At 52.9% G+C, this 23842-nt stretch carries 21 protein-coding genes; 15 read left to right on the forward strand and 6 right to left on the reverse strand.

Annotated features, from left to right (window positions below; translation table 11 throughout):
- Window positions 1–36: 36 nt before the first annotated feature.
- Window positions 37–1467, reverse strand: a complete 1431-nt coding sequence (locus CG67_RS16020) for an APC family permease (protein WP_051170873.1) — start codon at window positions 1465–1467, stop codon at window positions 37–39.
- A gap of 27 nt (window positions 1468–1494) precedes the next feature.
- Complete coding sequence (locus CG67_RS16025) at window positions 1495–2265, reverse strand: carbon-nitrogen hydrolase family protein (protein ID WP_084765000.1); 771 nt, start codon at window positions 2263–2265, stop codon at window positions 1495–1497.
- Window positions 2266–2875: 610 nt separating this feature from the next.
- Here CG67_RS16025 and CG67_RS16030 point away from each other — a divergent pair.
- From CG67_RS16030 to btsR, 5 genes are all read left to right on the forward strand, one after another.
- Window positions 2876–4609 (forward strand): sulfatase, encoded by a 1734-nt coding sequence (locus CG67_RS16030; RefSeq protein WP_025903946.1) that lies wholly within the window; start codon window positions 2876–2878, stop codon window positions 4607–4609.
- Between the two features lie 60 nt (window positions 4610–4669).
- On the forward strand, window positions 4670–5878 hold the full coding sequence (locus CG67_RS16035) for an anaerobic sulfatase maturase (RefSeq protein ID WP_025903947.1): 1209 nt from the start codon (window positions 4670–4672) through the stop codon (window positions 5876–5878).
- Between the two features lie 69 nt (window positions 5879–5947).
- On the forward strand, window positions 5948–7033 hold the full coding sequence (locus CG67_RS16040; RefSeq protein WP_025903948.1) for a porin: 1086 nt from the start codon (window positions 5948–5950) through the stop codon (window positions 7031–7033).
- Window positions 7034–7325: 292 nt separating this feature from the next.
- Entirely contained in the window at window positions 7326–9017 is a 1692-nt protein-coding gene (locus tag CG67_RS16045; RefSeq protein WP_025903949.1) for a sensor histidine kinase, read from the forward strand.
- Complete coding sequence (gene btsR / locus CG67_RS16050; RefSeq protein ID WP_025903950.1) at window positions 9011–9739, forward strand: two-component system response regulator BtsR; 729 nt, start codon at window positions 9011–9013, stop codon at window positions 9737–9739. The genes CG67_RS16045 and btsR overlap by 7 nt, the downstream gene beginning before the upstream one ends.
- 156 nt (window positions 9740–9895) lie before the next feature.
- Here btsR and CG67_RS16055 read toward each other — a convergent pair whose 3' ends face one another.
- The 3 genes from CG67_RS16055 to CG67_RS16065 all read right to left on the reverse strand — a co-directional run bounded on the left by CG67_RS16055 (window position 9896) and on the right by CG67_RS16065 (window position 13765).
- Window positions 9896–10096 (reverse strand): YbdD/YjiX family protein, encoded by a 201-nt coding sequence (locus CG67_RS16055; RefSeq protein WP_025903951.1) that lies wholly within the window; start codon window positions 10094–10096, stop codon window positions 9896–9898.
- Between the two features lie 52 nt (window positions 10097–10148).
- A complete protein-coding gene (locus tag CG67_RS16060; protein ID WP_025903952.1) occupies window positions 10149–12302 on the reverse strand; it encodes a carbon starvation CstA family protein in 2154 nt (717 codons plus the stop codon).
- A 548-nt stretch (window positions 12303–12850) separates the two neighbouring features.
- Window positions 12851–13765 (reverse strand): DMT family transporter, encoded by a 915-nt coding sequence (locus tag CG67_RS16065; RefSeq protein WP_025903954.1) that lies wholly within the window; start codon window positions 13763–13765, stop codon window positions 12851–12853.
- Between the two features lie 311 nt (window positions 13766–14076).
- Between CG67_RS16065 and CG67_RS16070 the strand changes: the two genes are divergently transcribed.
- The 4 genes from CG67_RS16070 to CG67_RS16085 are packed head-to-tail and all read left to right on the forward strand — an operon-like array spanning window position 14077 to window position 17390.
- A complete protein-coding gene (locus CG67_RS16070; RefSeq protein ID WP_025903955.1) occupies window positions 14077–14916 on the forward strand; it encodes an ABC transporter substrate-binding protein in 840 nt (279 codons plus the stop codon).
- Between the two features lie 45 nt (window positions 14917–14961).
- The gene (gene pxpB / locus CG67_RS16075) at window positions 14962–15627 is read left to right on the forward strand and encodes a 5-oxoprolinase subunit PxpB (RefSeq protein WP_235501149.1); all 666 of its coding nucleotides are present in this window, start codon (window positions 14962–14964) and stop codon (window positions 15625–15627) included.
- Entirely contained in the window at window positions 15624–16607 is a 984-nt protein-coding gene (locus CG67_RS16080; RefSeq protein WP_025903957.1) for a biotin-dependent carboxyltransferase family protein, read from the forward strand. The genes pxpB and CG67_RS16080 overlap by 4 nt, the downstream gene beginning before the upstream one ends.
- A gap of 15 nt (window positions 16608–16622) precedes the next feature.
- The gene (locus CG67_RS16085) at window positions 16623–17390 is read left to right on the forward strand and encodes a LamB/YcsF family protein (protein ID WP_025903958.1); all 768 of its coding nucleotides are present in this window, start codon (window positions 16623–16625) and stop codon (window positions 17388–17390) included.
- An 86-nt stretch (window positions 17391–17476) separates the two neighbouring features.
- On the opposite strand, the gene CG67_RS16090 is transcribed toward CG67_RS16085, so the two are convergent.
- Window positions 17477–18682: a pyridoxal phosphate-dependent aminotransferase gene (locus CG67_RS16090; protein ID WP_025903959.1), complete on the reverse strand. Its 1206-nt coding sequence runs from the start codon at window positions 18680–18682 to the stop codon at window positions 17477–17479.
- Between the two features lie 448 nt (window positions 18683–19130).
- On the opposite strand from CG67_RS16090, the gene nac reads away from it, so the two are divergent.
- The 6 genes from nac to CG67_RS16120 all read left to right on the forward strand — a co-directional run bounded on the left by nac (window position 19131) and on the right by CG67_RS16120 (window position 23701).
- Entirely contained in the window at window positions 19131–20054 is a 924-nt protein-coding gene (gene nac, locus CG67_RS16095; RefSeq protein ID WP_025903960.1) for a nitrogen assimilation transcriptional regulator NAC, read from the forward strand.
- Between the two features lie 109 nt (window positions 20055–20163).
- Window positions 20164–20592 (forward strand): hypothetical protein, encoded by a 429-nt coding sequence (locus CG67_RS16100; protein ID WP_025903961.1) that lies wholly within the window; start codon window positions 20164–20166, stop codon window positions 20590–20592.
- 130 nt (window positions 20593–20722) lie between these two features.
- Window positions 20723–21484, forward strand: coding sequence for an SDR family oxidoreductase (locus CG67_RS16105; protein ID WP_025903962.1), 762 nt, complete (start codon window positions 20723–20725; stop codon window positions 21482–21484).
- 13 nt (window positions 21485–21497) lie between these two features.
- Entirely contained in the window at window positions 21498–22193 is a 696-nt protein-coding gene (locus tag CG67_RS16110) for an amino acid ABC transporter permease (protein WP_025903963.1), read from the forward strand.
- 5 nt (window positions 22194–22198) lie between these two features.
- Window positions 22199–22954 (forward strand): amino acid ABC transporter permease, encoded by a 756-nt coding sequence (locus tag CG67_RS16115; RefSeq protein WP_025903964.1) that lies wholly within the window; start codon window positions 22199–22201, stop codon window positions 22952–22954.
- A 9-nt stretch (window positions 22955–22963) separates the two neighbouring features.
- Window positions 22964–23701, forward strand: a complete 738-nt coding sequence (locus tag CG67_RS16120) for an amino acid ABC transporter ATP-binding protein (protein ID WP_025903965.1) — start codon at window positions 22964–22966, stop codon at window positions 23699–23701.
- Window positions 23702–23842 lie beyond the last annotated feature (141 nt).

Here is a 23842-nt window from a genome sequence, read left to right on the forward strand (position 1 = left end):
CCCGGAGCTGGCCGGGGCGCGTAGATGGCAACTCGCTTAAGACTCCATACCGGCTACCAGTAACTGTTGTTTATTTATGACCAGGTAACCCCCGACTAACGCCAGAACCGGGATCACGGCCAGCAGGGCACTGACCAGTATGCTGCCCCCGGTCAGGGTGGTGAAGTTAGAAAGCACCATGATCAGTGAAGCTGAAAGTGTCAGTACGGAAACCCCTGGCAGGACACGGGTTTTCCAGTGTCTTCCCTGAACCAGCGATTTGTTTTTATTGAAGAACACCACCACGGAAAGGCTGGTCAGTAGCATCAGTAAAACAATACCGACGGTGGCAATACCTGCCATATAACCGAATACCTGAGTCAGCGGCTGCAGTTTGCATAATGCACAGATAACAATCAGTACCAGCGCGGTGGCAGACTGAACCAGTGAGGCATTAGAGGGGGATTTATGCTGATGGTGAACCTCAGACAGGAACTTAGGCATATAGCCCTGACCGGACAGCACATATTTGTAGCGGGCTAACACATTATGGAAGCTCAGAACACAGGCAAAAATACTGCTGATCAGCAGCACCTGGATGATGTTACTTAACAGTGCGCCGTTATACTGACGGGCAATATCCAGCAGCATATTTCCGTTACCATTCAGCGTATTGTTAGCGACAGTCACCGCGTGGGAGGCACCGGTCGCTTCAACCATGGCCCAGGTAGAGAAGGTATAAAATACACCGATAATCACTACTGCCAGATAGGTGGCACGGGGAATGGTCTTACCGGGGTTACGGGATTCATCACGGAAAATAGCCGTTGATTCGAAACCGATAAATCCGGTCAGGGCAAACAGTACCGCCATCCCTAAACCATGAGAAAAGGCCGTGGAAGGTTCGAATGAATCCAGGTTGATACCGCTGGCACCCCCTTTCGACAGAACGGAGAAGTTCATGATTAAAACCACTCCAATCTCCAGCACCAGCGCAATTCCCAGGATCTTTGAGCTGAGCTCAATATGACGGTAACCCAGAATAGCGACGGCGGCAATCGCCAGCACAGAGTACAACCACCATGGATGCGCGGTCCCTCCGTAATGTACCACCAGGTCATTAACGGCCCAGCCCATATAGCCATACACCCCGGCCTGAATGGTGGTGTACGTCACCAGTGCCAGCCAGGCGGCACCCATTCCTGCACGGAGGCCCAGACCCTGGGTAATGTAAGAATAAAAGGCACCGGCATCTTTCACATAGGGTGTCATTGAGACAAAACCGACCGCAAATACCAGCAGGATCAGCGAGGCGATAAGAAAGCCAAAGGGTGCTCCGGCGCCGTTACCGATGCCGATAGCCAGCGGCACATTGCCGCCGATCACTGTCAAAGGTGCTGCCGCGGCAATGACCATAAAGACGATGCTGCCAACGCCCAGATTCCCGCTGAGTCCGGCGGATTTTAGTGTCGATTTACTGTCACTCATACTGGTGTCCTCTGAGTTTTGTATTATTCACAATATGTCGGTTCGCAGATCGGTCAGGTAAGGGTTATCCCGCTGTGCCTGAATCACCTGAGATGGATCTATCTCTGCGTAAAGCAGTTGTTCCTGAGTTTCTGAAGCCTGAGCTATCACCTGTCCGTCCGGGCCAGCCACCAGGCTTAACCCCACGTATTCCAGATGTTCTTCCTGGCCTGTCTGATTAACGTAAGCCACATAGAGCTGGTTTTCCCAGGCCCGGGTAGCTATCAGATGTTTATTAACGAAGTCGAAAGGCTTCATCTGTGCGGTGGCGACGGCAACCAGATGTGCGCCTGCATTGGCAGCGGCACGAACGGTTTCCGGAAACTCGACGTCGTAGCAGATAAGTAATGCGATATTTACCCCGTTACAGGGAATGATGCAGACCGGTTGATCACCGGCGGTGAACTGACTTTTATCCAGCTCACCGAAGAGGTGTGTTTTGCGGTAAATCCCGGAAATTTCCCCCAGCGACGAAATAAAGTAACTGGCATTAAAGACCTTACCGTCCGCGGCCAGCGGGCCGCCTGCGATAATGGCTATCTGCCATTTACCGGCCAGCGCCTGCAGTGCTGCGAGGGGAAATGTCTCTGCCATCTCACGGGTACGTTCGTTAAGGACATATCCGGAAAGAAACATCTCGGGGGTGATGAGTAATGACGCGCCCTGACCTGCAGCTTCCTGTAACGCAGAATCCAGTCTGGCCAGATTCGCGGTGTAATCACAGTGGCTGCTCTGTGTTTGCCAGATAGCGATTTTCATTATTTCCCCTTTGAGCGTTGACAGAATTAATAAGCAATTAGCGTGCCAGTCATTCCGTCCCGGAGATTTTGTGTTAATACATAAGAAATTATTGAGAATACGGTGATATGAAGTGCAGGAAACGCTGCAAAATAAAAAAGGGAGAGAAATATGAGCAGGCCGGATGCCCCGGGTTGGTGCAGTCAGGCCGAATGCTCAATAACTGTGCACCAGGGGAGGGCAATGAAAAATATCCACTCCAGATCTGCCGGAGGGCTGCATCAGCTATTTCCGGGGGCAGAGGGCCTAAATAAATTTCCATCGCTCTGTACTTAATAAGAATAAGATAACTGATTAACTGATTAACTGATTAACTGATTAACTGATTAAATGATTTCGTTGCGGGATATTTTTATAGCATTGGTGATTTTCCTCACATTAAAAATATATCAGTCTGCTACTGTCTGAACCACCTGAATTGAGTCAGGCAGATTATTAAGATCAACGCGAATTCATCGCACTCTCTTCTATGAGTAATAAAAATAAATCAGGAATATTTCAGCCAGGGTATTGGAAAACTATAACCTGTATTCATTCAATGAATACGGGTAATTGATAAAGGACGCTATCAATGATGAAACCTCTTTTATTGTCATCGATGATTACCGGAATGCTTATTGCCCCGTCAGTCAATGCAGTAAATACTCACTTCCAGCCACAAATTAGCAGTGACCGTCCCAATATTATCCTTATTGCTACCGAGGATATGAATGCCAGAATCGGAGCCTTTGGCGATAAGGTGGCCAATACGCCTAATCTGGATGCGCTGGCGAAAGAATCGGTCCGGTTTACCAATGCATTTACGATGGCGGGGGTGTCTGCACCTTCACGTGCAGGGCTGATTACGGGGGTATTTTCTCATACCATCGGGTTACAACATATGCGCACCGCAACAAGGCCGGAAGGGGCCTATGTCGGCGTGCCTCCCTCCTGGGTCAAAGGCTACCCTGAGTTACTGCGGCGCAGTGGTTATTTTACCTATAACGATACCAAGACCGATTACCAGTTTACCCGCGGGCATGCCGATGTGGGTCCGTTCTCATTATGGAGCGAGCACGGGGACTACGGCAATATGGATGATTTAAGGGTGCCGGTGGCCTGGCGTAACTACGATCTGCAGGGTAAGCCGTTCTTTATGAACTTTAACCCGCAAATTACCCACGAGTCGGCGCTCTTTAGCGACAATAATACGCCGCAAGGGTTTGAGTACATTACGAAAGTATGGAATGAACTCCGCTCACATTACCGGTATACACCGACTGACCCGGCCAATGTGGTCATTGAACCCTGGCTGGTCGATACCCCGGATACCCGCCAGGAACTGGCTCAGCTCTATGACAATGTTCAGGTGATGGATCAGCAGGTCGGTAATCTGATCCGGGCGCTGAAGAAAGATAAGCTCTGGGACAATACGATTGTTATCTTCACCGCCGATAACGGCGATGGTCTGCCGCGTAAAAAGCGGGAAGGTTATGATTCCGGAACCCATGTTCCGATGATGATCCATATCCCGGCGAAATACCGGCCGGCAGGCTGGCCTGCGGATGGTAGCAGCGATGACCGGCTGATTTCCTTTGAAGATCTCGCGCCGACCCTGCTTGGCTATGCCGGTGTGCAGGTACCTGACTATATGAAAGGTATTGATCTGTCGAAGGATAATGCGCCGCGACGTGAATATGTCTACGGTTCGAGAGGGCGGATGGATAATCTGAAAATGCGTTCGCTGTTTGTCAGAGATAAAAACTTCCAGTATGTGCGTAATCTGGATAGCACGCCGGGCGGTGCCAGTATCCCTTTCCGTAACGCATTACGCAGTATGCATGACCTGGTGAATGCGCAACAGAATAAGCAACTGAATCCGGCACAACAGGCCTGGTTTGAACCGCGTCCGGCCGAAGAGTTTTACGACCTCAGAAAGGATCCGGCGCAGTTAAAAAATGTCATTACCGACAGCGCCTATCGTGCAGAAATTGCCCGTTTTCGTCAGGCGATGGATGACTGGCGTGATCAGGGGAATGATACCAACCTGATCGATGAAGGACAGATGGTTACAGATCTGCTGGATACTCAGGGCCGGCAGCATGTCACCTTATCTCCGGTCGTTATGCAGGATGAGGTCAATCATAAGATCTACCTGAGTAACCGGACCGAAAATGCCTCTATCGGTTACAGCTGGGATGGTAAAACCTGGCAGCTTTATACCGGCGCGATCACACCGCGTTCAGATAAGTCAGTCCTTCATTTTAAAGCAGTGCGTTACGGCTGGCAGGAAAGTCCGTCAGAGCAATGGACGCCGGCACATTAATCCCCGCAGTGATGCAGTGTTGCCTGTACGGGCAGCACTGCCCGTAGACGGAAGCTGATCATGAATCGTCCTTTTGAGCATTTCCAGGTGATAGCCAAACCCTCCGGGTCGGTCTGTAACCTTGACTGTACTTACTGTTTTTACCTGGAAAAAGAGCGGTTATATCCGGACAGAAAAAACCACTGGAAAATGGATGACACCACGCTGGAAGCGTTTGTCCGGCAGAATATTGAGGCGGGGACCTCAGAGGTGGCGGAGTTTATCTGGCAGGGCGGTGAACCGACATTGATGGGCATTGACTACTTTGAAAAGGCCCTGGCTCTGCAACAGCGTTATCGCGGCAACCGGCAAATTAATAACTATCTCCAGACGAACGGTATGTTACTGGACGATAGCTGGGCCCGTTTTCTGAAAAAACACCACTTTCTGGTGGGGATTTCTCTGGACGGTGACCGTGTCAGTAATGACCGCTGGCGTCAGACCCGCGCAGGAAAGAGCAGCTATGAGAGCGTGCTGGCCGGCATCCGCGTACTGAGGCAGCACGGCGTGGCGTTCAATACATTAACGGTGGTTAATGCAGAGAATGTCAGGCGTCCGCTGGAAACGTACCAGGCGCTGAAACGGGCCGGCAGCCGTTATATTCAGTTTATCCCGCTGGTGGAAAGAGCCGCGAATAAGCCAGGCCCGGACGGACTGACGCTGATATCACCGGATTTCACCGGACAGAGCGAGGTGACTCCCTGGTCGGTTCCGGCACAGGCATATGGCCGGTTTCTGAACAAAATTTTTGATCACTGGCTGCTGAATGACACGGGCAGTGTGTTTGTGATGAATTTTGAACAGACGATGACACAACTGGCCGGGGGACAGGGATCCTGCGTCACTGCGCCGACCTGTGGTGCGAACCCGGTGATGGAAGCGAACGGGGATGTCTATTCCTGCGATCACTTCGTCTACCCGCAACACCGGCTGGGAAACATACATCATTCGGATCTCCGGGATCTGATCAACTCTGAACAGAATATCCGGTTCGGCCAGCATAAACTCCGTCACCTCGACCCTGACTGTCTCCGTTGTACGTTCCGGCCACTCTGCCATGGAGGGTGCCCGAAACACCGGTTTGAACAGGCGAATAAAAACTATTTATGTGCCGGTTATAAAGAATATCTGCGGCATTGTTTACCTTCAATGGACATTATTCTTTCACTACTTAAATCAGGGAGGTCTCCGCAAAAAATAAAACGCTATTTCAGACACCACACCGCATAACAATAAAATCAACGCAACAGGATAGGTTGCAAAATAACATAAATAAATATTATTTCAGGATGAATTAATATGATGACGATTAAAAATACTTTCGGGGTAATGCTGTTAGCCGGACTGTCCTCTTTTCAGATGAATGCTCATGCTGTACCGATTTATGATCAGGGCGGAAACCGGGTGCATCTTGACGGACGTGTACTGGGGCGTCACTTCTTCAGTCAGAATAAGGCGATGAGTGGCGATGCGGTCATAGCCCGTATTAATTTATGGGCAGAAACCGACATCAATGATCAGATGTACGGTTACAGCCGTTTCGAACATGATTTCCGGGCAAATAAGGCCGAAAGTGAGCCTGGGGAAGATTATACCCGTTATGCCTATGTCGGTATCTCGGCCGGAGAATATGGGTATTTCGATTACGGAAGGAATGACAGTGTTTTTTATGATGTTGTACGCTGGACGGATATTTTCCCTGTCTGGGGTGCGGGTTCTTTTTCTATTGATAACTTCCTGTCACGCCGCAGTTCCGGCTCTTTTTCCTACCATAACCGGGATCTTTTTACTCTGGTGAAAGGGCTGGAAGCCGGTTTCCAGTTTCAGGGGAAAAAAGAAGGTAATACCCCGGCGCTGAAACAGAATGGCAACGGTTATGGTATGTCTTTGACGTATAAAATCCCGGATACCGGTATTTCTCTTGGCGGGTCCTATATCCGTTCGTCGCGGACGGATGCACAGAAAAAACTGGCGCTCGGTAGCGGGGACAATATGGAAGCGTGGGTGGCCGGGGCAAACCTGGAACACGCCCCTTTTTATGCGGCCGTATTGTATTCAGAAAGCCGTAATTTGAACCCGGTCCGTAGCAGCGCGCTAAATATTTCCGGGTTTGCGAACAAAGCCAAAAGTTTTGAAGCGGTAGCCTCCTGGAATACACCTCTGAGCATTACGGCATCTGCCGGATATATACAATCGCGGGGGGAAGGTCTTGAATCCATCGGTAATGCCTGGCTGGATAAAGCATTGGTATTTTTCGCCGCCTATCCGTTTAATGATAACTTCCGGATCACCACGGAATATAAAAAGAGCCTGCTGAAGAAAGATAATGCGCTTCGTCTGGCAAATCAGGATGCGGTAGCCGTTACCATGATCTATGTCTTCTGAGGCCCGTCCCGGAAATCATACCGACAGGCACGGGTCCTGAGCAGGCATTTGACGGAAATGCGGCGATATGGACCCGTTCAGGGCTAAGGTATTGCATACAGGCTCCGGTTAATGAAACAAGAGATCAATGGTGCAGATTTCTGCGGTGACAGAGGGCAATCCTCAGCGCTGTCACATAAATCTTTTGCGGTACTGACTGACGAAAAGCCGTGGTAAATTTCGGCGCTGGCGCAAAGAAAGGCCTGTCCGGAAACGCTATGCTCGCAATTTGTCAGAGACAGGGCGATTGCAGATGCATGAAATACGTTTGATATTACTGTTGTTACAGCAAATGTGTGTCTTTCTGGTCATCGCCTGGCTGATGAGTAAGACGCGCCTGTTTATTCCGCTGATGCAGGTGACGGTGAGGTTTCGCCATAAACTGCTCTGCTATATCACTTTTTCTTTCTTCTGTATTGCCGGAACCTATTTCGGCCTGCACATCGATGATTCCATTGCCAATACGCGGGCTATCGGCGCGGTGATGGGGGGGCTGCTCGGGGGGCCTTCGGTGGGGATCCTGGTCGGACTGACCGGTGGTCTGCATCGCTATTCTCTGGGAGGAATGACTGCCGTCAGTTGCATGATCTCAACGGTGATCGAGGGGCTGCTGGGTGGCCTGCTGCATCGGTATCTGGTTCGCCGTGAGCGGGCAGATAAAATCTTCAGCCCGCTGACCGCCGGGCTCATTACTCTGCTGGCTGAGCTGGTACAGATGCTGATTATTTTGCTGATTTCGCGGCCTTATACGGAAGCGCTCTCATTGGTCAGCGATATTGCCGCCCCGATGGTTATCACAAATACGGCGGGTGCGGCGCTATTTATGCGTATCCTTTTGGATAAACGTGAGATGTTTGAACGATACACCTCCGTATTTTCTGCGACGGCATTACGGGTTGCCGCTGCCACTGAAGGGATATTACGGCAGGGATTTAATCAGGAAAATAGCCTGAAAGTCGCTCAGGTCCTGCACCGGGAGCTGGATATCGGTGCCGTAGCGATAACCGACTGTGAGAAGCTACTGGCCTTCACCGGGATCGGCGATGATCATCATCTGGCCGGGCGGCCGGTATCGTCTGATCATAGCCGCCGTGCCATTGAAACCGGTAACGTCGTCTATGCTGACGGTAATGAGGTGCCTTACCGTTGCCGGATCAGCCCGCAATGCCGGCTCGGATCCTCACTGGTGATCCCGTTACAGGGAGAAAACCAGCGGATCATCGGCACCATTAAGCTGTATGAAGCGAAAAACCGCTTATTCAGCTCGATCAATCGCACTCTGGGAGAAGGGATCGCCCGGCTATTATCCGCACAGATCCTTGCCGGTCAGTATGAACGCCAGAAAGCTCTGCTGGCGCGCTCAGAGATTAAACTGCTGCATGCCCAGGTCAACCCTCACTTTCTGTTTAATGCGCTGAATACCTTACAGGCGGTGATCCGCCAGGACAGTCAGCGGGCCGGTTTACTGGTGCAGGATCTGTCGACCTTCTTTCGTAAAAACTTAAAACGCTCGTCAGAAATTGCAACTCTGGGCGATGAGCTGGAACATGTGCAGGCTTATCTGCAAATTGAGCAGGCGCGTTTTCAGTCAAAACTGAAAGTGACCCTGCAGATCCCGGAGGAATTACGTCATTACCGGTTGCCGGCATTTATTCTGCAGCCGCTGGTGGAAAATGCGATCAAACACGGGACATCACGGCTGTTCGGGGTCGGGGAAATTACTATCTTTGCCCGCCGTCAGCCACTGTGTGTGGAAGTGACCGTGCAGGATAATGCCGGTCTTTATCTGCCGGATAATCATCACGGGCAGGGGATGGGTATGGGGCTGGCTGATAAACGACTGAAAGCAAAATTCGGCAATGATTACGGGATTACGGTGACAGTGGACAGTGAACGCTATACCCGCGTCACGCTTCGCTTACCGGCGGAGACCGGGCCATGCTGACGGTATTGATCGTGGATGATGAACCCCTGGCACGGGAAAATCTGCGGGTGTTACTGCAATCATTCCCGGATATTGAGATTGCCGGCGAAGCGGAAAATGCGATAGAGGCAATGGCGGCAATTAACCGTCTGCAGCCGCGGGTGGTTTTTCTGGATATTCATATGCCCCGTATCAGCGGGCTGGAAATGGCCGGGATGCTGGATACCCGGCAACGGCCCCATATTGTTTTTCTTACAGCCTATGATGAATACGCATTACAGGCCTTTGATGAGAATGCCGTTGATTACCTGTTAAAACCACTCCGGGCTGACAGACTCGAAAAAACACTACAACGCCTGCGGCAGGCAGAGGAGCCGCAGGATCTCAGCCGGATAGAGGTGACCCAGAGGCCGCTGAAATATATTCCCTGTAACGGTCTGAACCGTATTTATCTGCTGCCGATGGAAGACGTTGCCTGTGTCAGCAGCCGCATAGGGGGTATCTATGTGACCGGGCGGGATGGAAAAACCGGGACGACGGAGTTGACCCTGAGGACGCTGGAACGGCGGACACCGTTGATCCGCTGCCACCGGCAACATTTGATCAACCTGGATCTGCTGAGTGAGATCCGCATGCATGAAAATCATCAGGGGGAGCTGGTGATGAAAAACGGACAGATCGTTCCGGTCAGCCGCCGTTATCTGAAGGTGCTGAAGGCGATCCTCGGGTTATCATCCCCGTGACGACCGGGCTGTCATACGCCCGGTCATGACTTCTCTGCCCCGCCAGTTATGCGGGGACCGTCAGGCCGGGGAGGGTGATGCAGTCATTCGCGGGGAGCTCCTGGCGCTGGCCCCGCGGGGCAACCATGCCTGACAGTCGGTATTGATATTACCGCTTCAGCAGCAGCGCATTCCCCCCTTACCATTACCGCCATAGCGGGCCTGCTGACGTTCGCGGAAAAATTCTTTATAACTCATCACCGGCTGATCAGGATGTCTGAGCTGCATATGCGCCACATAGGTTTCATAATCTGGAATACCCACCAGCATTCTGGCGGCATGTCCGAGGTGTCTGGCTACCGAAGCTGCTTTACTCATCACTTCTCCTCCGTCACCGGCCCGGCAAACGCGGGCCGTGACCTTGCGTAATTTAATGGCCGGAGGTGGTTTTAACACCGCCTTCAGGGTTCGGGACATAAGGGGTTTCTTTGTCGGTACGTTTCGGTATCCGGCTTGCCTGACGCCATATTTTCAGGCCGTAAATCATAATGCTGTAGACCACCACCAGGAACAGGATGCTCAGCCCGGCATTGGTGTAATTATTAATCACGATATGTTGCATATTGCTGACCTGTTCCGGCGTCAGGGAACTGCCCGCTACACGTAAACGTGACTGGTACTCCCGGGCCATATAGAAAAAGCCTTCCAGTTGCGGATTATTGCTGAACAGCTTCAGACCTAAGGCCCGGGTGGTACAGATCAGTAACCAGATGGCCGGCAGCAAGGGAACCCAGACATACCGTTGCCGTTTCATTTTGATAAGAATGACACAGCCCAGCATCAGCGCGACGGCGGCCAGCATCTGATTGGAGATACCGAACAACGGCCACAGACTCTTCACGCCACCCAGCGGGTCCACGACGCCCTGATACAGTAAATAGCCCCATAATCCGACGCAGCCGGCTGTACCGATAATACCGGCGGGCAGTGACTGTGTTTTTTTAAGGAAAGGAATAAAGTTACCGAGCAGATCCTGCAACATATAACGCCCGGAGCGGGTACCGGCGTCCAGAGCGGTCAGGATAAATAACGCCTCGAACAGGATCCCGAAGTGATACCAGAATCCCATATCCGCCATTGGCATAATTTTATGGAAAACTTCGGCAATTCCCACGGCCAGCGTCGGTGCTCCGCCGGCCCGGTTCAGTACCGACGGTTCCCCGATATTTTGGGCTGTTTGCAGGATCTGTTCCGGGGTGATCACAAATCCCCAGGAACTGACCGTGGCGGCTGCCCGGGCAGTCACCTCCTGTAGTTGCGCCATGATCAGCGGGGCATTATCGCCTCCCATCTGATGCAGATCAGGCATGGTGATCCCAAGGGTAGCGGGCGGGCTGTTCATCGCAAAATACAGACCGGGTTCGATCACCGAAGCCGCGACCAGAGCCATCATGGCCACAAAGGATTCCATCAGCATGGCACCGTAACCAATAAAACGGGCATCGTTTTCGTTGGCCAGTAGTTTCGGGGTCGTCCCGGAGGCTATCAGTGCGTGAAACCCTGACACCGCGCCACAGGCGATAGTGATAAATAAAAACGGGAACAGAGCGCCTTTCCACAGCGGCCCGGAACCATCGATAAACGGCGTGACTGCCGGCATTTTCAGATCCGGGTTCAGGATCACAATCCCGGCAGCCAGACCGACAATCACCCCGATTTTCAGGAAGGTGGCCAGGTAATCCCTGGGGGCCAGGATCAGCCAGACCGGTAACAGTGCAGAGACAAAGGCATAGCCAATCAGGGTAAACGTAATGGTGGTATCTTTAAAGGTCAGTGCCGGGCCCCAGTAAGGATCATGGGCGATCACACCACCGAACCAGATAGAAAGCAGCAGCAATACCAGACCGATCACCGACACTTCACCCACACGACCCGGCCGTAAAAAACGCATATAAATCCCCATAAACAGGGCAATAGGCACGGTAGAGCATACCGTGAAAACGCCCCAGGGACTTTCGGCCAGTGCTTTCACCACAATCAGTGCCAGTACCGCCAGAATAATAATCATGATCAAAAAACAGCCGAACAACGCAATGGTCCCGGGGACCGGGCCCATCTCTTGTTTAATGATCTCTCCGAGGGATGCCCCGTTCCGGCGTGAGGAAATAAACAGCACCATAAAGTCCTGTACCGCCCCGGCCAGGACGACCCCGGAGAGCAGCCACAGCGTTCCGGGCAGGTAGCCCATTTGTGCGGCCAGCACCGGCCCGACCAGCGGCCCCGCTCCGGCGATGGCGGCAAAGTGGTGGCCGAACAGGACATAGCGGTTGGTCGGGACGTAGTTCAGACCGTCATTATTGAGTACGGCCGGGGTTGCCCGTGTCGGGTCCAGTTGCATGACTTTGCGGGCAATATAGAGACTGTAATAGCGATAAGCCACCAGATAGACAGACACCGAGGCGACGACCAGCCACAGAGCACTGATAGTTTCACCGCGCCGTAATGCCACGATGGCAAGGCATCCGGCCCCGAATATCCCTAAAAAAACCCAGGGAAGATGCCTGAGAAATTTATGTTTATCCATAAGTTATCCATACAGTTAGCTGATAAAGAAGTTAACGGTTCTGAGGTCTCCGGTCTGAGCCGGGGAGAATGCCAGCCCGGTCAGTGGCGGCACTCCCATCCTGTCGGTTTTTGTTCGCAGGCGGGAAGAAAAGCGGGTCAGTGGCGATATAGCGGAAAAAGCGGTTACCGGGGGATATGAGTGGTTTTCTCCGGCGCGGAGAGCCAATAGATTTGTGATGAACGTCGCATCCGGTGGCAGACTTTCGGGTCAGGAAGAGGCTGCGGACCTGAAATATTAAGTATGATTTTCTGATTAAAAGAAAAACCGTGAGGGAGTTCACCCGGTGTGAACGGCAGGCTCCTGCGGAATAAAAGCCAGCGCTATGCCGGGGGAGCTAACTGAAGGGGGCGGGAAAGGTATGTTAATCCCCCTGCCGCAGGGGCCGACGGTGATTTCACTCAGTCAGCGTACGGCTGTTTCCGGGGAGTTTTGCTAAGAGTGGGGGGACTGACAGGACGATGGTGGGGCACCATTGATGTCGCTGCAGGCTGGCCAATACGCCCCTGTTATTGCAGCGATTTGGTGACCCTCCGGCGGCGGCGTTGCTCAGACCATAAGGTGAATATTCCCGCAGAGGCGACAATTGCTGCCCCAGCCAGAGTGGAGGAGACGGGTAAACTGTTCAGGAACAGATAACCGATGATCATCGACCAGACCAGGGTGGTGTAGTCGAAAGGGGCCAGCAGTGAGGCATCGGTATAACGCAGGCTCAGAGTCACCAGGATCTGTGCCATACCGCCAAAAAGGCCGCACCCGACCAGCAACAGCAACTGCATTTTGTCCGGCACTTTCCAGCCAAATACCCAGCTGGCTAAGCCGATAAAGGTCGTCATAAGTGAAAAATAGAACACGATAGCGCCCGGTTTTTCTATCCCGTTCAGGAAGCGAATCTGAATATTTGAGGTTGCCGTGCAGACTGCGGCGATTAACGCGAAGAGCACGCCTAATGTTGCTCCGTTATGCAGCCCATGGCTGAACAGGGAGTCACCCTGACCCAGGCTTGCCGACAGCATCACAATAATTCCCGAAAACCCGACGATCACCGCAACCCAGCGGGAAAGCCGGACATGCTCTTTCAACAGGATGGCCGCCATAATGACGGTAAACATTGGTGCCGCGTAACTCAGCGCGGTTGCATCGGCCAGCGAAATATAGACCAGAGCCAGATAGTTAAAATACATTCCTCCGGTGCCCGAAAATCCGCGGATCAGATGACCAAAAATATTCCGGGTTCTGAGATTTTCCAGAATATTTCCCTGGAGTTTCAACCAGATAAGCAGCGGGAATAAGGCAACAAAGGAACGAAAGAAAATCACTTCACCGGTAGGTACCGAGCCATGCAATCCTTTCACGCAGGCCAGCATTAACGTCGAACAAAGACATGAGGCAATTTTTAGCATTACCCCTAATTTGGAGTTCATTGTTTTACCCTGTGCAGTGAATGACCTCAGCCATTCCGGTGGTTAGCAGTCTCTTACCTTAGGGAGCGGGGAAGGCCGGCAGTTAACAGTATTTGGTTTTGGTCAGATAATTTTTGCTTATAACACTGAGGAAATAAGGCGTTATCCCGCCATATAAATCCCCTATTGACCAACAGGCTTTACCTCTTACCCCTGGTATTTTTCTGCCGATATAGTTCATTCTGCACCGCAGAAAACATACGAAGAAGTCACTGACTTTTTTCCGAAAGACTGAACAGGTGGCAATGGCTACATCTACAGGAGAATACTGCATGGCATTTAAAAAATACTCTTATCTGGCACTGGCTTTACCTTTGCTGACCGCTGTAGGTACCGCGAAAGCGGATTTGTTAACCAATATCAAAACCAGCGGCGTATTAAAATGCGCTGTTTATTCTGACGTTCCGCCATTTGCTGCACCGGATCCGCAAACCCGGCAGTTAACGGGGATGGATATCGATTTATGTAAGGCGCTTGCCAGCCAGATGGGAGTGAAAGCTCAACTGGTACCGACCTCTGTAGAAGCCCGTGTGGCGGAGATTGCGACCGGACGTGCTGATGTACTGATTGCCAACCTGGCTTATACCAAAACCCGTGGCGAACAGATCCAGTTCAGTGATCCGTACTACGTCGCCAAAGAAATGCTGGTGGTGAAAAAGGCTAATGCCGGTAAACCATTAACCTATTTCAAAGGGAAAAGGATCAGCGCCAATAAAGGCACGACCTCTGAGCAATCCATTGTGATGAAAGGGGGCAAACCGGTGACTTTCCAGGATGCGGCCTCTGCCTTCCTGGCCCTTGAGCAAAATAAAGTCGTGGGTTTTGTGACCAACACCATGACTGCGATCAAGATGATCAGTCAGGCGCAGAAAGACGGGATCAGTCTGGCGATGGTGAAAGAACCAATGGCACTGGAACCTATCGGTGTCGGTATGAAGAAAGGCGAGCCGCAATTACTGGCAGCAGTAAACAGCGGGCTGAAAGCGATGGATGATAATGGCACCATCGACAAGATCTGGGACCGCTGGATCGGGCCGAACACCGAATACAAAATGGTACGTGAAGAGCATGTACAGCCTCTGTCCTCCCTGAAATTTCAGCCGCTGGAATAACGCATGGAATTACTCTCAGGTGCCCCGAAAACACGGCCTGGCAGCATGTCAGGAACAGAACCGCTGTTATCTCTTTCCACCATGGGCTGCCGCGCCTGGCTTGCCGAGGCGCCTGGCACGTTCGATCTTCACAGTCAGCGGCGGGTCTGGGCACTCGCTGCCAGGCTGGGGAGTGATGATCGTGTGGAAACGATCATCCCCGGGGTGACCAATCTTTTAGTGGTACTGAAAGAAATCCCTGCGGATGCAGAGCAGGTCACGGACTGGCTGCAGGCGTTGTGGCTCGCTTCACAGGCTGTTGCGCTCAATGGCCGGCGGATCGAGATCCCGGTGACCTACGGCGGAGAACAGGCGATTGATCTGGAGGAGGTCTGCCGGCATACCGGTCTGGCTGCCGGGGAGGTTGTCCGGCGGCACTACCGGGCGGAATATACGGTCTGCGCCGTCGGGAGTGCGCCGGGGTTCGGTTATCTGCACGGGCTGGATCCTGCATTGGCCACGCCCAGAAAGAAAACGCCTTCCCTGAATATGCTCAAAGGTACGGTCACGATTGGCGGCCCCCAGACGGGGGTCTCGGTATTAACCGGGCCGAACGGATGGAATGCCATCGGCTATGCCTGTGCAGATTTCTTCGATCCGCAGCGGGATCCTCCGGCGCTGATCGCTCCGGGAGATATCATTCGTTTTGTGCCGGAGAAAATTGAACTGTGATTGAAATCGAACAGAGTGCAGCACTCAATACTGTCCAGGACTCCGGACGTTATGGCTGGCGTGATATTGGCGTGTCAGTCAGCGGTGTTATGGACTCCCTGGCGCTGCGGGCCGGAAATATTCTGCTGAATAATGCAGAGCAGGCCGCCGCGATTGAAGTACAGATGTTTCCTTTCCGTGTGCGCTTTCTCCGGGATACGGCCATTGCCATCACCGGGGCAGATTGCCGGGCACTGCTCGAGGGTAAACCTCTGTTGCCCTGGAGCGTCCGGCATGTTCGTCAGGGAGAAACGCTGGAACTGCGTTTTCCACGTCAGGGCGCGCGCGGGTATCTGTGCGTGGCCGGCGGAATCGATGTCCCCGAAGTCTTAGGCTCACGCAGTACGGCACTGCGGGGGGAGTTCGGCGGACACGAAGGACGCGCCCTGAAGCGCGGAGATATCCTCAACACCGGTGACGCGGTGGCGCTGAACTTGCCGGAAGAAGGGCTCAGTATCCTGCCGCCCGCGCAGGCATTGGCTGACTTTTTTCCTGTCACCGATCAGGGGGAGGTCCGGTTGCGGGTTATCCCGTCGGGAGAGTTCGGATTGTTCACCGCAGACAGCGAACGTATCTGGCAGCAAAGCTGGAAAATATCGATGCAAAGTAACCGTACCGGTTACCGCCTGAGCGGAGCACCTCTGCGTCCGTCAAAAACCACCGAACTTCGTTCTTACGGGCTGATCCCCGGCATTATTCAGGTGCCGCCAGCCGGAGAACCTATTATCCAGCTCAGTGACGCCAACACCGCCGGAGGCTACCCGAAGCTGGCCTGTGTCATTGAGCAGGACTTATGGCGTCTGGGGCAGCTCCAGCCGGGACAGTCTGTCTGGCTGGTGGAGAGCAGTGCCACAGAAGCTATCCGTGTTCAGACGGCGACAGAGCAGTGGCTGTTAGCGCTTAAAGACAATATGAGGCTGTGGGGAAACTCAGCGAACTGATAAAGGCAGAGTGAAATGAAGATTGATGTAAACTCAGATATGGGGGAAGGTTTCGGGGTTTATCAGTTATGCGATGATGCGGAACTGATTAACTATGTTTCTTCCGCCAATATTGCCTGCGGGGCCCATGCCGGAGACCCGGTATTAATGACCCGTCTGGTCCGGCTGGCCCGTCAGCGGGGAGTGGGGATCGGCGCGCATCCGGGGTTTCCTGACCGGCAAGGGTTCGGACGTCGCCCGCTGCCCTATACGGCGGATGAAATCTGCCAGCAGGTGGCTTATCAGCTCGGTGCGCTGCAGGCGATAGCCAAAGCCGAAGGGACATCGGTCGTCCATCTCAGCTTTCATGCGGCGATGGGTAACCGGATTAATCAGGACGAAGCACTGGCAGACCAGGTCATGCAGATGCTGACGCGTATCGAGCCCGGACTGATTATCTTTTGTATGCAGGACTCACTGATCGAGTCAGCGGCGAGCCGTGCCGGCCTGAAGACATTACCGTTATTCCTGGTGGACCGTGCTTATGATCGTCACGGACAACTGGTTCCCCGCGGCGTGGAAGGGGCGGTGATCACCGAAGAGACAGAAGTCCGTGCCCGTGTGCGTCAGTTCTTAACCGACGGCACCGTGACGACAATAGAGGGTTCTGTGCTGCCGGTTCGCGCGAAGTCACTGCTGATCCACAGTGATACCCCGGGGTCAGTGACACTGGCCTCTCTGGTGCGCAGTGAGATTGAACGCTGTGGTCATACACTGGCAACCGCCGCAGATGTACTGAGTTAATCCGATAGTAAAAAAAAACACCGTGGCCGGAAGGCACGGTGTTTTTTTATGGCTTGCCGCCTGACAGGCAGGCGGCGAAGCAGACCTCAGGATAAAAAGCCCTGACAGAAGGCTTCAATACGATCACAGCCGGCTTTCAGCCTTTCTGTGCTGGTGGCATAGGAAATACGGAAGTAGGGGCTCATTCCATAGGCCGCACCCTGAACGGTCACGACAAACTGTTCTTCGATCAGTGCCATGACAAAATCTGCATCACTGGTGATTTTTTTACCACTGGCGCAGGTACGTCCGATAAAGTCACTGATATTAATGTACAGATAAAATGCGCCACCTGGCGTATGACACTGTAGCCCCGGGATGGCATTCAGTCGTTCCAGTACGTAGTCCCGGCGCTGGCAGTAAATCTCTGCCCGTTCACGGAGCAGATCCTGTGGCCCATCCAGTACCGCGACGGCCGCCGCCTGGGTAAGGGTGCATACGCCGCCGCTGTTCTGCGTATTAACGTTACTCATCGCGGTGATCAGCGGTTTCGGACCGCCGCAAAACCCGAGACGCCAGCCGGTCATGGAGTAGGCTTTGGAAACCCCGTTGACGGTCAGGGTCCGGTCATACAGCCGGGGTTCAGCCTGTGCCAGGGTGAAAAACTCACGCCCGTCATAAATCAGATGCTCATAAATATCATCGGTCATGATCCACAGGTCAGGGTGTTTCAGTAAGAGACTGCCGATAGCCTGTAATTCTTCTTTGGTTGCCACCGACCCGGTCGGATTGCCCGGGAAATTCAGCAGCACCCATTTGGTCTTGTCGGTGATCGCCGCCTCAATATCTGCAGGTTGCGGAATAAATTCGTGCGCCTGCTGGCAGTTAACGGCCACCGGCGTGCCGCCGGCAAAACGTACGATATCGGCATAACTGATCCAGGAGGGCCCGGGGATGACGACTTCATCGCCCGGATTAATGGTAGCCATCATGGCATTAAAAATAATTTGCTTGGCACCGCCTGCCGTCAGGATCTGACTGACATCGTAATCCAGCTGGTTATCACGTTTAAATTTATCGCGGATGGCCCGGCGAAGTTCCGGCGTACCGTCGGTCGGCGGATAGCGGGTATCTCCGTTCAGCGCAGCCTGATAAGCCGCGTCGATGGCATGTTGCGGCGTCGGAAAATCCGGTTCGCCGGTGGAGAGTACCACCACATCAATTCCCTGCGCTGCCAGGTCACGTGCTTTTTGTGTCATGGCAACAGAGGCGGAAACAGAAACTTTTTTCAGACGGTCAGAAATCTCAGGCATGGGTTGTAATTCCGGGTAACGGGATGAAAACCGCGTAACAGACGGGCAGGCGAATGACGCGGTACCTAAAGTAAGAAGGTATACAGGCACTCCGGCAGCATAGATCGCCGGCTCAGGGGCCGGTAATAACGGTTTGTTGTGGAGTCATAACTGAAGCTGATACCGGAATCGGTGGGGGACTCCGGGCTGAAAAATCCGCTTCGGAGAACCTTTGGGGATCATTTAATCAACATCATGAAAATAATACGGTTTATATTTTACGGCGCATCAGGGAAGTCTCTTTTGCACCGTGATGGTGCGATGTCCGGTATCCCGCGGGTCAGCGGATCCGGATGAGCTAAAAGAAATGCTTATACCCGCAGGGTTTATTCTTCTGTCTCCGGTTCTGTCCGATGTGGCATCAATTTTGCTTATATCTCTGTTCTGTCTGTTTAATCGGGATGAGCTTATGAACCTGCGTCGACTGAAATATTTTGTGAAAATAGTGGATATCGGTAGCCTGACTCAGGCCGCAGATGTGCTGCATATTGCCCAGCCCGCGCTGAGTCAGCAATTAGCCACGCTGGAGGGGGAGGTGAAGCAGCAACTGGTCATCCGCACCCAGCGGGGAGTGATCCCCACTGATGCCGGCAAAATTCTCTACGCCCATGCACAGGCGATCCTGCGGCAATGCGATCATGCACAGAGTGCCATTGACGGTGCCGGTAAGGCACTGACCGGTCATGTGTCTGTCGGGCTGGCTCCCGGCACCGCGGCTCAGCAGTTAGCATTACCCCTGATGAAAGAGGTTCAGCGCCAGCATCCCGGCATTATTCTCTATTTTAATGAAAACTTCGGGACCACCCTCAGTGAACTGATTATGACCGGGCGAATGGACATGGCAGTTATCTACGATAACCGTCAGATCCATGGGCTCCGGTTTATTTCATTAATGAAAGAGGACCTGTTTTTTGTCTGCCCGCATGCGCTGGGTACTTCGACCCACAGCATCAGTCTGACGGAGGTGGCGGGATTTAACCTGTTCCTGCCCAGAGTTTATAACATCATGCGAAAAGTGATTGATGATGCCTTTATTCAGCAAGGGATCCCCTATCGCGTCAGTTGTGAGATTGAATCCCAGACCACGCTGAACAGCGCATTAGCGGCGGGACTGGGATGTACCATTATGCCGGAATCCGCGGCCCGAGCGATGCTGGAACCTGCCGGGGCATGGATGGCAAAAATTATCAATCCTGAGATCCGTACCTCACTGTCATTCTGTATGTCTGACCACCTGCCACTGTCTCAACCGGCGGAAGCCGTGAAAGATATTCTGCTGGCTCTGATGGCTCCGCGATCCAACAACAATACGCCACTGATGCTGGCGGGTTAATAAGGCGGACTTATAGCAGCAAAACAAAAGCCTCTTTCCGGCCTCCGAAGTGAGCGGGATACAGTAGCCGTGACTGTCCACTGAAAAGCGTCTGGTAGCAGGTAACCTCATGAATGGAATAAAGTTGTCTGATTTACGACACATTGCCCAACGTATGGCTAAAGCCAGGTTAGATGAACTGGCCCTGTGTCACGAAGGGGTTTCTGTGCGTATGCGTTTTGCGACGCAGGAAGTCCCTCCGGGCTATCCCCCGGCACCTGCGGCACTGCCTGCGGAAGCGCCTCCGGCCACTGACCGCACGGCGACGATCACGGCGACCGGCCCGGGACAATTTCTGGCCAGACATCCCGCCCATGAACAAAATTATGTTGCTTCCGGCAGCCAGATTCATGCCGGCGACTTACTGGGAGTCATCCGTATGGGCGCGGTGTATTTGCCTCTGTACAGCCCTGTGACCGGTACCGTGATCCGTGTACTCCCCGCTGAAGAATATGTGGAATATGGTCAGCCGGTGGTGGAGGTTGAGCAGGCACGGTGACGTGCCTGATGCCGGTATAAGTCCCCCTTATTGGCTCACAGCGTTTACGTCTTACACCCCGGATTGAAAACTGAATACAGTCAGATGAAATGAACGGGCAGCCCGGCTGCCATGATTAGGAAAAAAGAATATGCCATTTTCAGATTATAAAGTTGCGTTAGTCACCGGGGCTTCGGCCGGGATGGGTGAAGCTATCGTTGAGCGTTTATGTCAGCAGGGCATCCGTGTTCATGCAGTCGCCCGTCGTGAAGGGCCTCTTAACGCACTGGCAGAACGGACAGGGTGTATTCCCCACGCCATCGATGTCGGTGATTTATCGGCCCTGACAGAATTATGTCGTGACCTGCAGGTGGATATTCTGGTCAATAATGCCGGCGTTTCCCGTCCGGGATCCATCCTGAATGCCGATGAAGAATCTGTTGATACTCAGGTCGATGTCAATCTGCGTGCTGTATTACATCTGTGCCGTTTGCTGGTACCGGGCATGGTGGAAAGGGACTGCGGGCACGTCATTAACATCACCTCCATTGCCGCCATTTATAATTTTAATGGCAACTCGATTTACCATGCGACAAAAGCCGGTGTTCATGCGCTTTCCCGCCAGTTACGCGTCGACTGTTATGGCAAACGGGTCCGTATCACCGAAATTTGTCCCGGCCGGGTGGCCACGGATATTTTCGGTAATGTTTCCGGCGATCATGAACAGGCGAAAAAGCAGTTTATTGACGGGTTTGAACTGCCTCGCGCAGAAGATATTGCGGACTGTGTTGCCTTTGCGTTATCTGCCCCGGTAGCCGTTAACATCGGTAATATCGAAATTACCCCGACACTGCAGGTGCCAGGCGGGCTTTCGACCATGCGCCCGGCAGACGGCGCCTCAGGCTCAGAATAGGGAGAACCCGGCAATGGCACTCAACTTCAGCGCGGTAGTGACCGGTCAGCATGGTCAGATGATAGTGAATGGCATGGTGGTGAGTCTTGAACTGGCTGTGGGTGCCTGGATACTGGCGATGCTTATTGCTTTCATTCTGGTGGTGATCCGCCTGAGCAAGTCGCGGATCGCGCACTGGCTGGTGGCTGCTTACGTCTCCTACCATCGAAATGTACCGACTCTGATACAGCTGATGATTTGGTATTTTGCGATACCGACCCTGCTGCCGGATTCGGTACAGGACATACTGAATAACTACGATACCGAATTCATCTTTTCGTTAATGGCTCTTGGATTCTGTCAGGGAGCTTATTTCTCTGAAGATATCCGCAGCGGATTACGGGCGATCCCGGCGGGTCAGACAGAAGCTGCGAGGGCGATAGGTATAGGCTATCTGCAAGCCATGCGGCTGGTCATCCTGCCACAGGCGATACGTAATGCGTTACCTTCACTCATTAATCACACGGTCTTACTGTTCAAAAATACCAGTCTGGCGATGGTGATCGGGGTAGCAGAACTGACCTACGTCACCCGGGATATTGAAAACGAAACATTCCGGACGTTTGAATCGTATCTGGTGGCCAGTGCCGGCTATCTGGTTTTCTCTCTGTTGTTAATGGGGGCCGGAGCCATGCTCGCCCGTCGCTTTCAGCGTGCATACCAAAGGTAATCATTATGTCTGATTTTTTTAAAATTCTGCATGACAACGGGACATTGTTACTGATGGGGCAGTACCCGCAAGGTCCGCTGGGCGGGGTGTTTTGTACACTATTACTTTCCCTGCTGGCCGTGTTGTTCACCTTCCCGGTCGGTGTCCTTATCGGGTTAGCCCGAATTGCTCACTGGCGCTGGCTCCGTACGGCAGCGGCCTGCTGGGTGTATCTGTTACGCGGCATTCCGCTGATGATGGTGGTGTTCTGGACGTATTTCTGCGTTCCGCTGCTGACCGGTCATGATGTCAGCGGATTTATTACCATGCTCTGTACGCTGGTGCTGTACGAAAGTGCCTATGTGGCGGAGATTGTACGCGGGGGGATCCAGGCATTACCGTCCGGACAGAACGAGGCGGCCAGGGCATTGGGGATGGGGCATCTGCGTACTCTGTGGTCGGTTATTCTGCCGCAGGCATTATTCAATACATTGCCAAGCCTGATAAGTCAGCTGGTCTCCATTGTGAAAGATACCTCACTGGGCTATGTCATTAACGTCCCTGAGCTGACGTATGCTGCAAATCAGGTCAATAACCAGCTACTGACGAAGCCGGTCCAGGTCTTCGCGATTGTTGCTCTGGGTTATTACATTATCAACTTCAGCCTGACCTGGATTGCTGAGCGGCTGGAAAAATACATTTCTGATAAACGTCAGCCAGTACAGCCTGAAGCGTCAGGGGTTGCCGCCCCTCTGGTTATCACTCAAACACAATCACAATAAGGAACAATCATGCGTCCAATGATTATTTTCAACCAGGTGAACAAATGGTATGGCAATTACCAGGCGCTTACCGGCGTGAGCGCCGAAATCAAGAGCGGCGAAGTTGTGGTCGTGTGTGGTCCTTCAGGGTCCGGAAAATCGACACTGATCCGTACTGTGAATCGTCTGGAACCGATCGAACAGGGTGAGATCCTGTTTGACGGGGTGAATATTCATGGCAGCAGTATGCGTCTGAACAATCTGCGTCAGCGTATCGGCTTTGTTTTCCAGAACTTTAACCTGTTCCCGCATGTTTCCGTGCTTGAGAATATTATGATGTCGCCGATCAAAGTGCTGGGGGTAAAAAAATCTGAAGCCCGCCAGCAGGCAGGTGAACTGCTGGAGCGTGTCGGCATGTCGCATCGGGCGGATGCGTATCCGGCACAACTTTCCGGCGGGCAGCAGCAACGGGTGGCGATTGCCAGAGCGCTGGCAATGAAGCCACCGGTGATGTTGTTTGATGAGCCAACATCGGCACTGGATCCTGAAATGGTCGGCGAAGTCCTGAATGTGATGCGCGGGCTGGCACAGGAAGGGATGACCATGATGTGTGTGACTCATGAGATGAACTTTGCCCGTGAAGTCGCGGATACCATCTGGTTTATGGATCAGGGCCAGATCCTGGAGAAATCGACGCCACAGCAGTTTTTCTCCTCCCCCTCCAATGCCCGGGCAAAGCGCTTTATCACCGATCTGGCCTCCCATTAATGGCTCTCCGACAGGCCGTCACCCCGTAAATAAACGTCAGAGATTACACTCTCTTACTGGTCTGTCGGGGGGCTGTCTGCCCGACCTGTCTCTTCGGTTTTTCCCTGTCTTTTTGAGTAACCGGCGGATCCGTGTCTACAC

The organism is Tatumella sp. UCD-D_suzukii (assembly GCF_000611875.2).
GTDB classification, from domain to species: Bacteria; Pseudomonadota; Gammaproteobacteria; order Enterobacterales; family Enterobacteriaceae; genus Tatumella; species Tatumella ptyseos.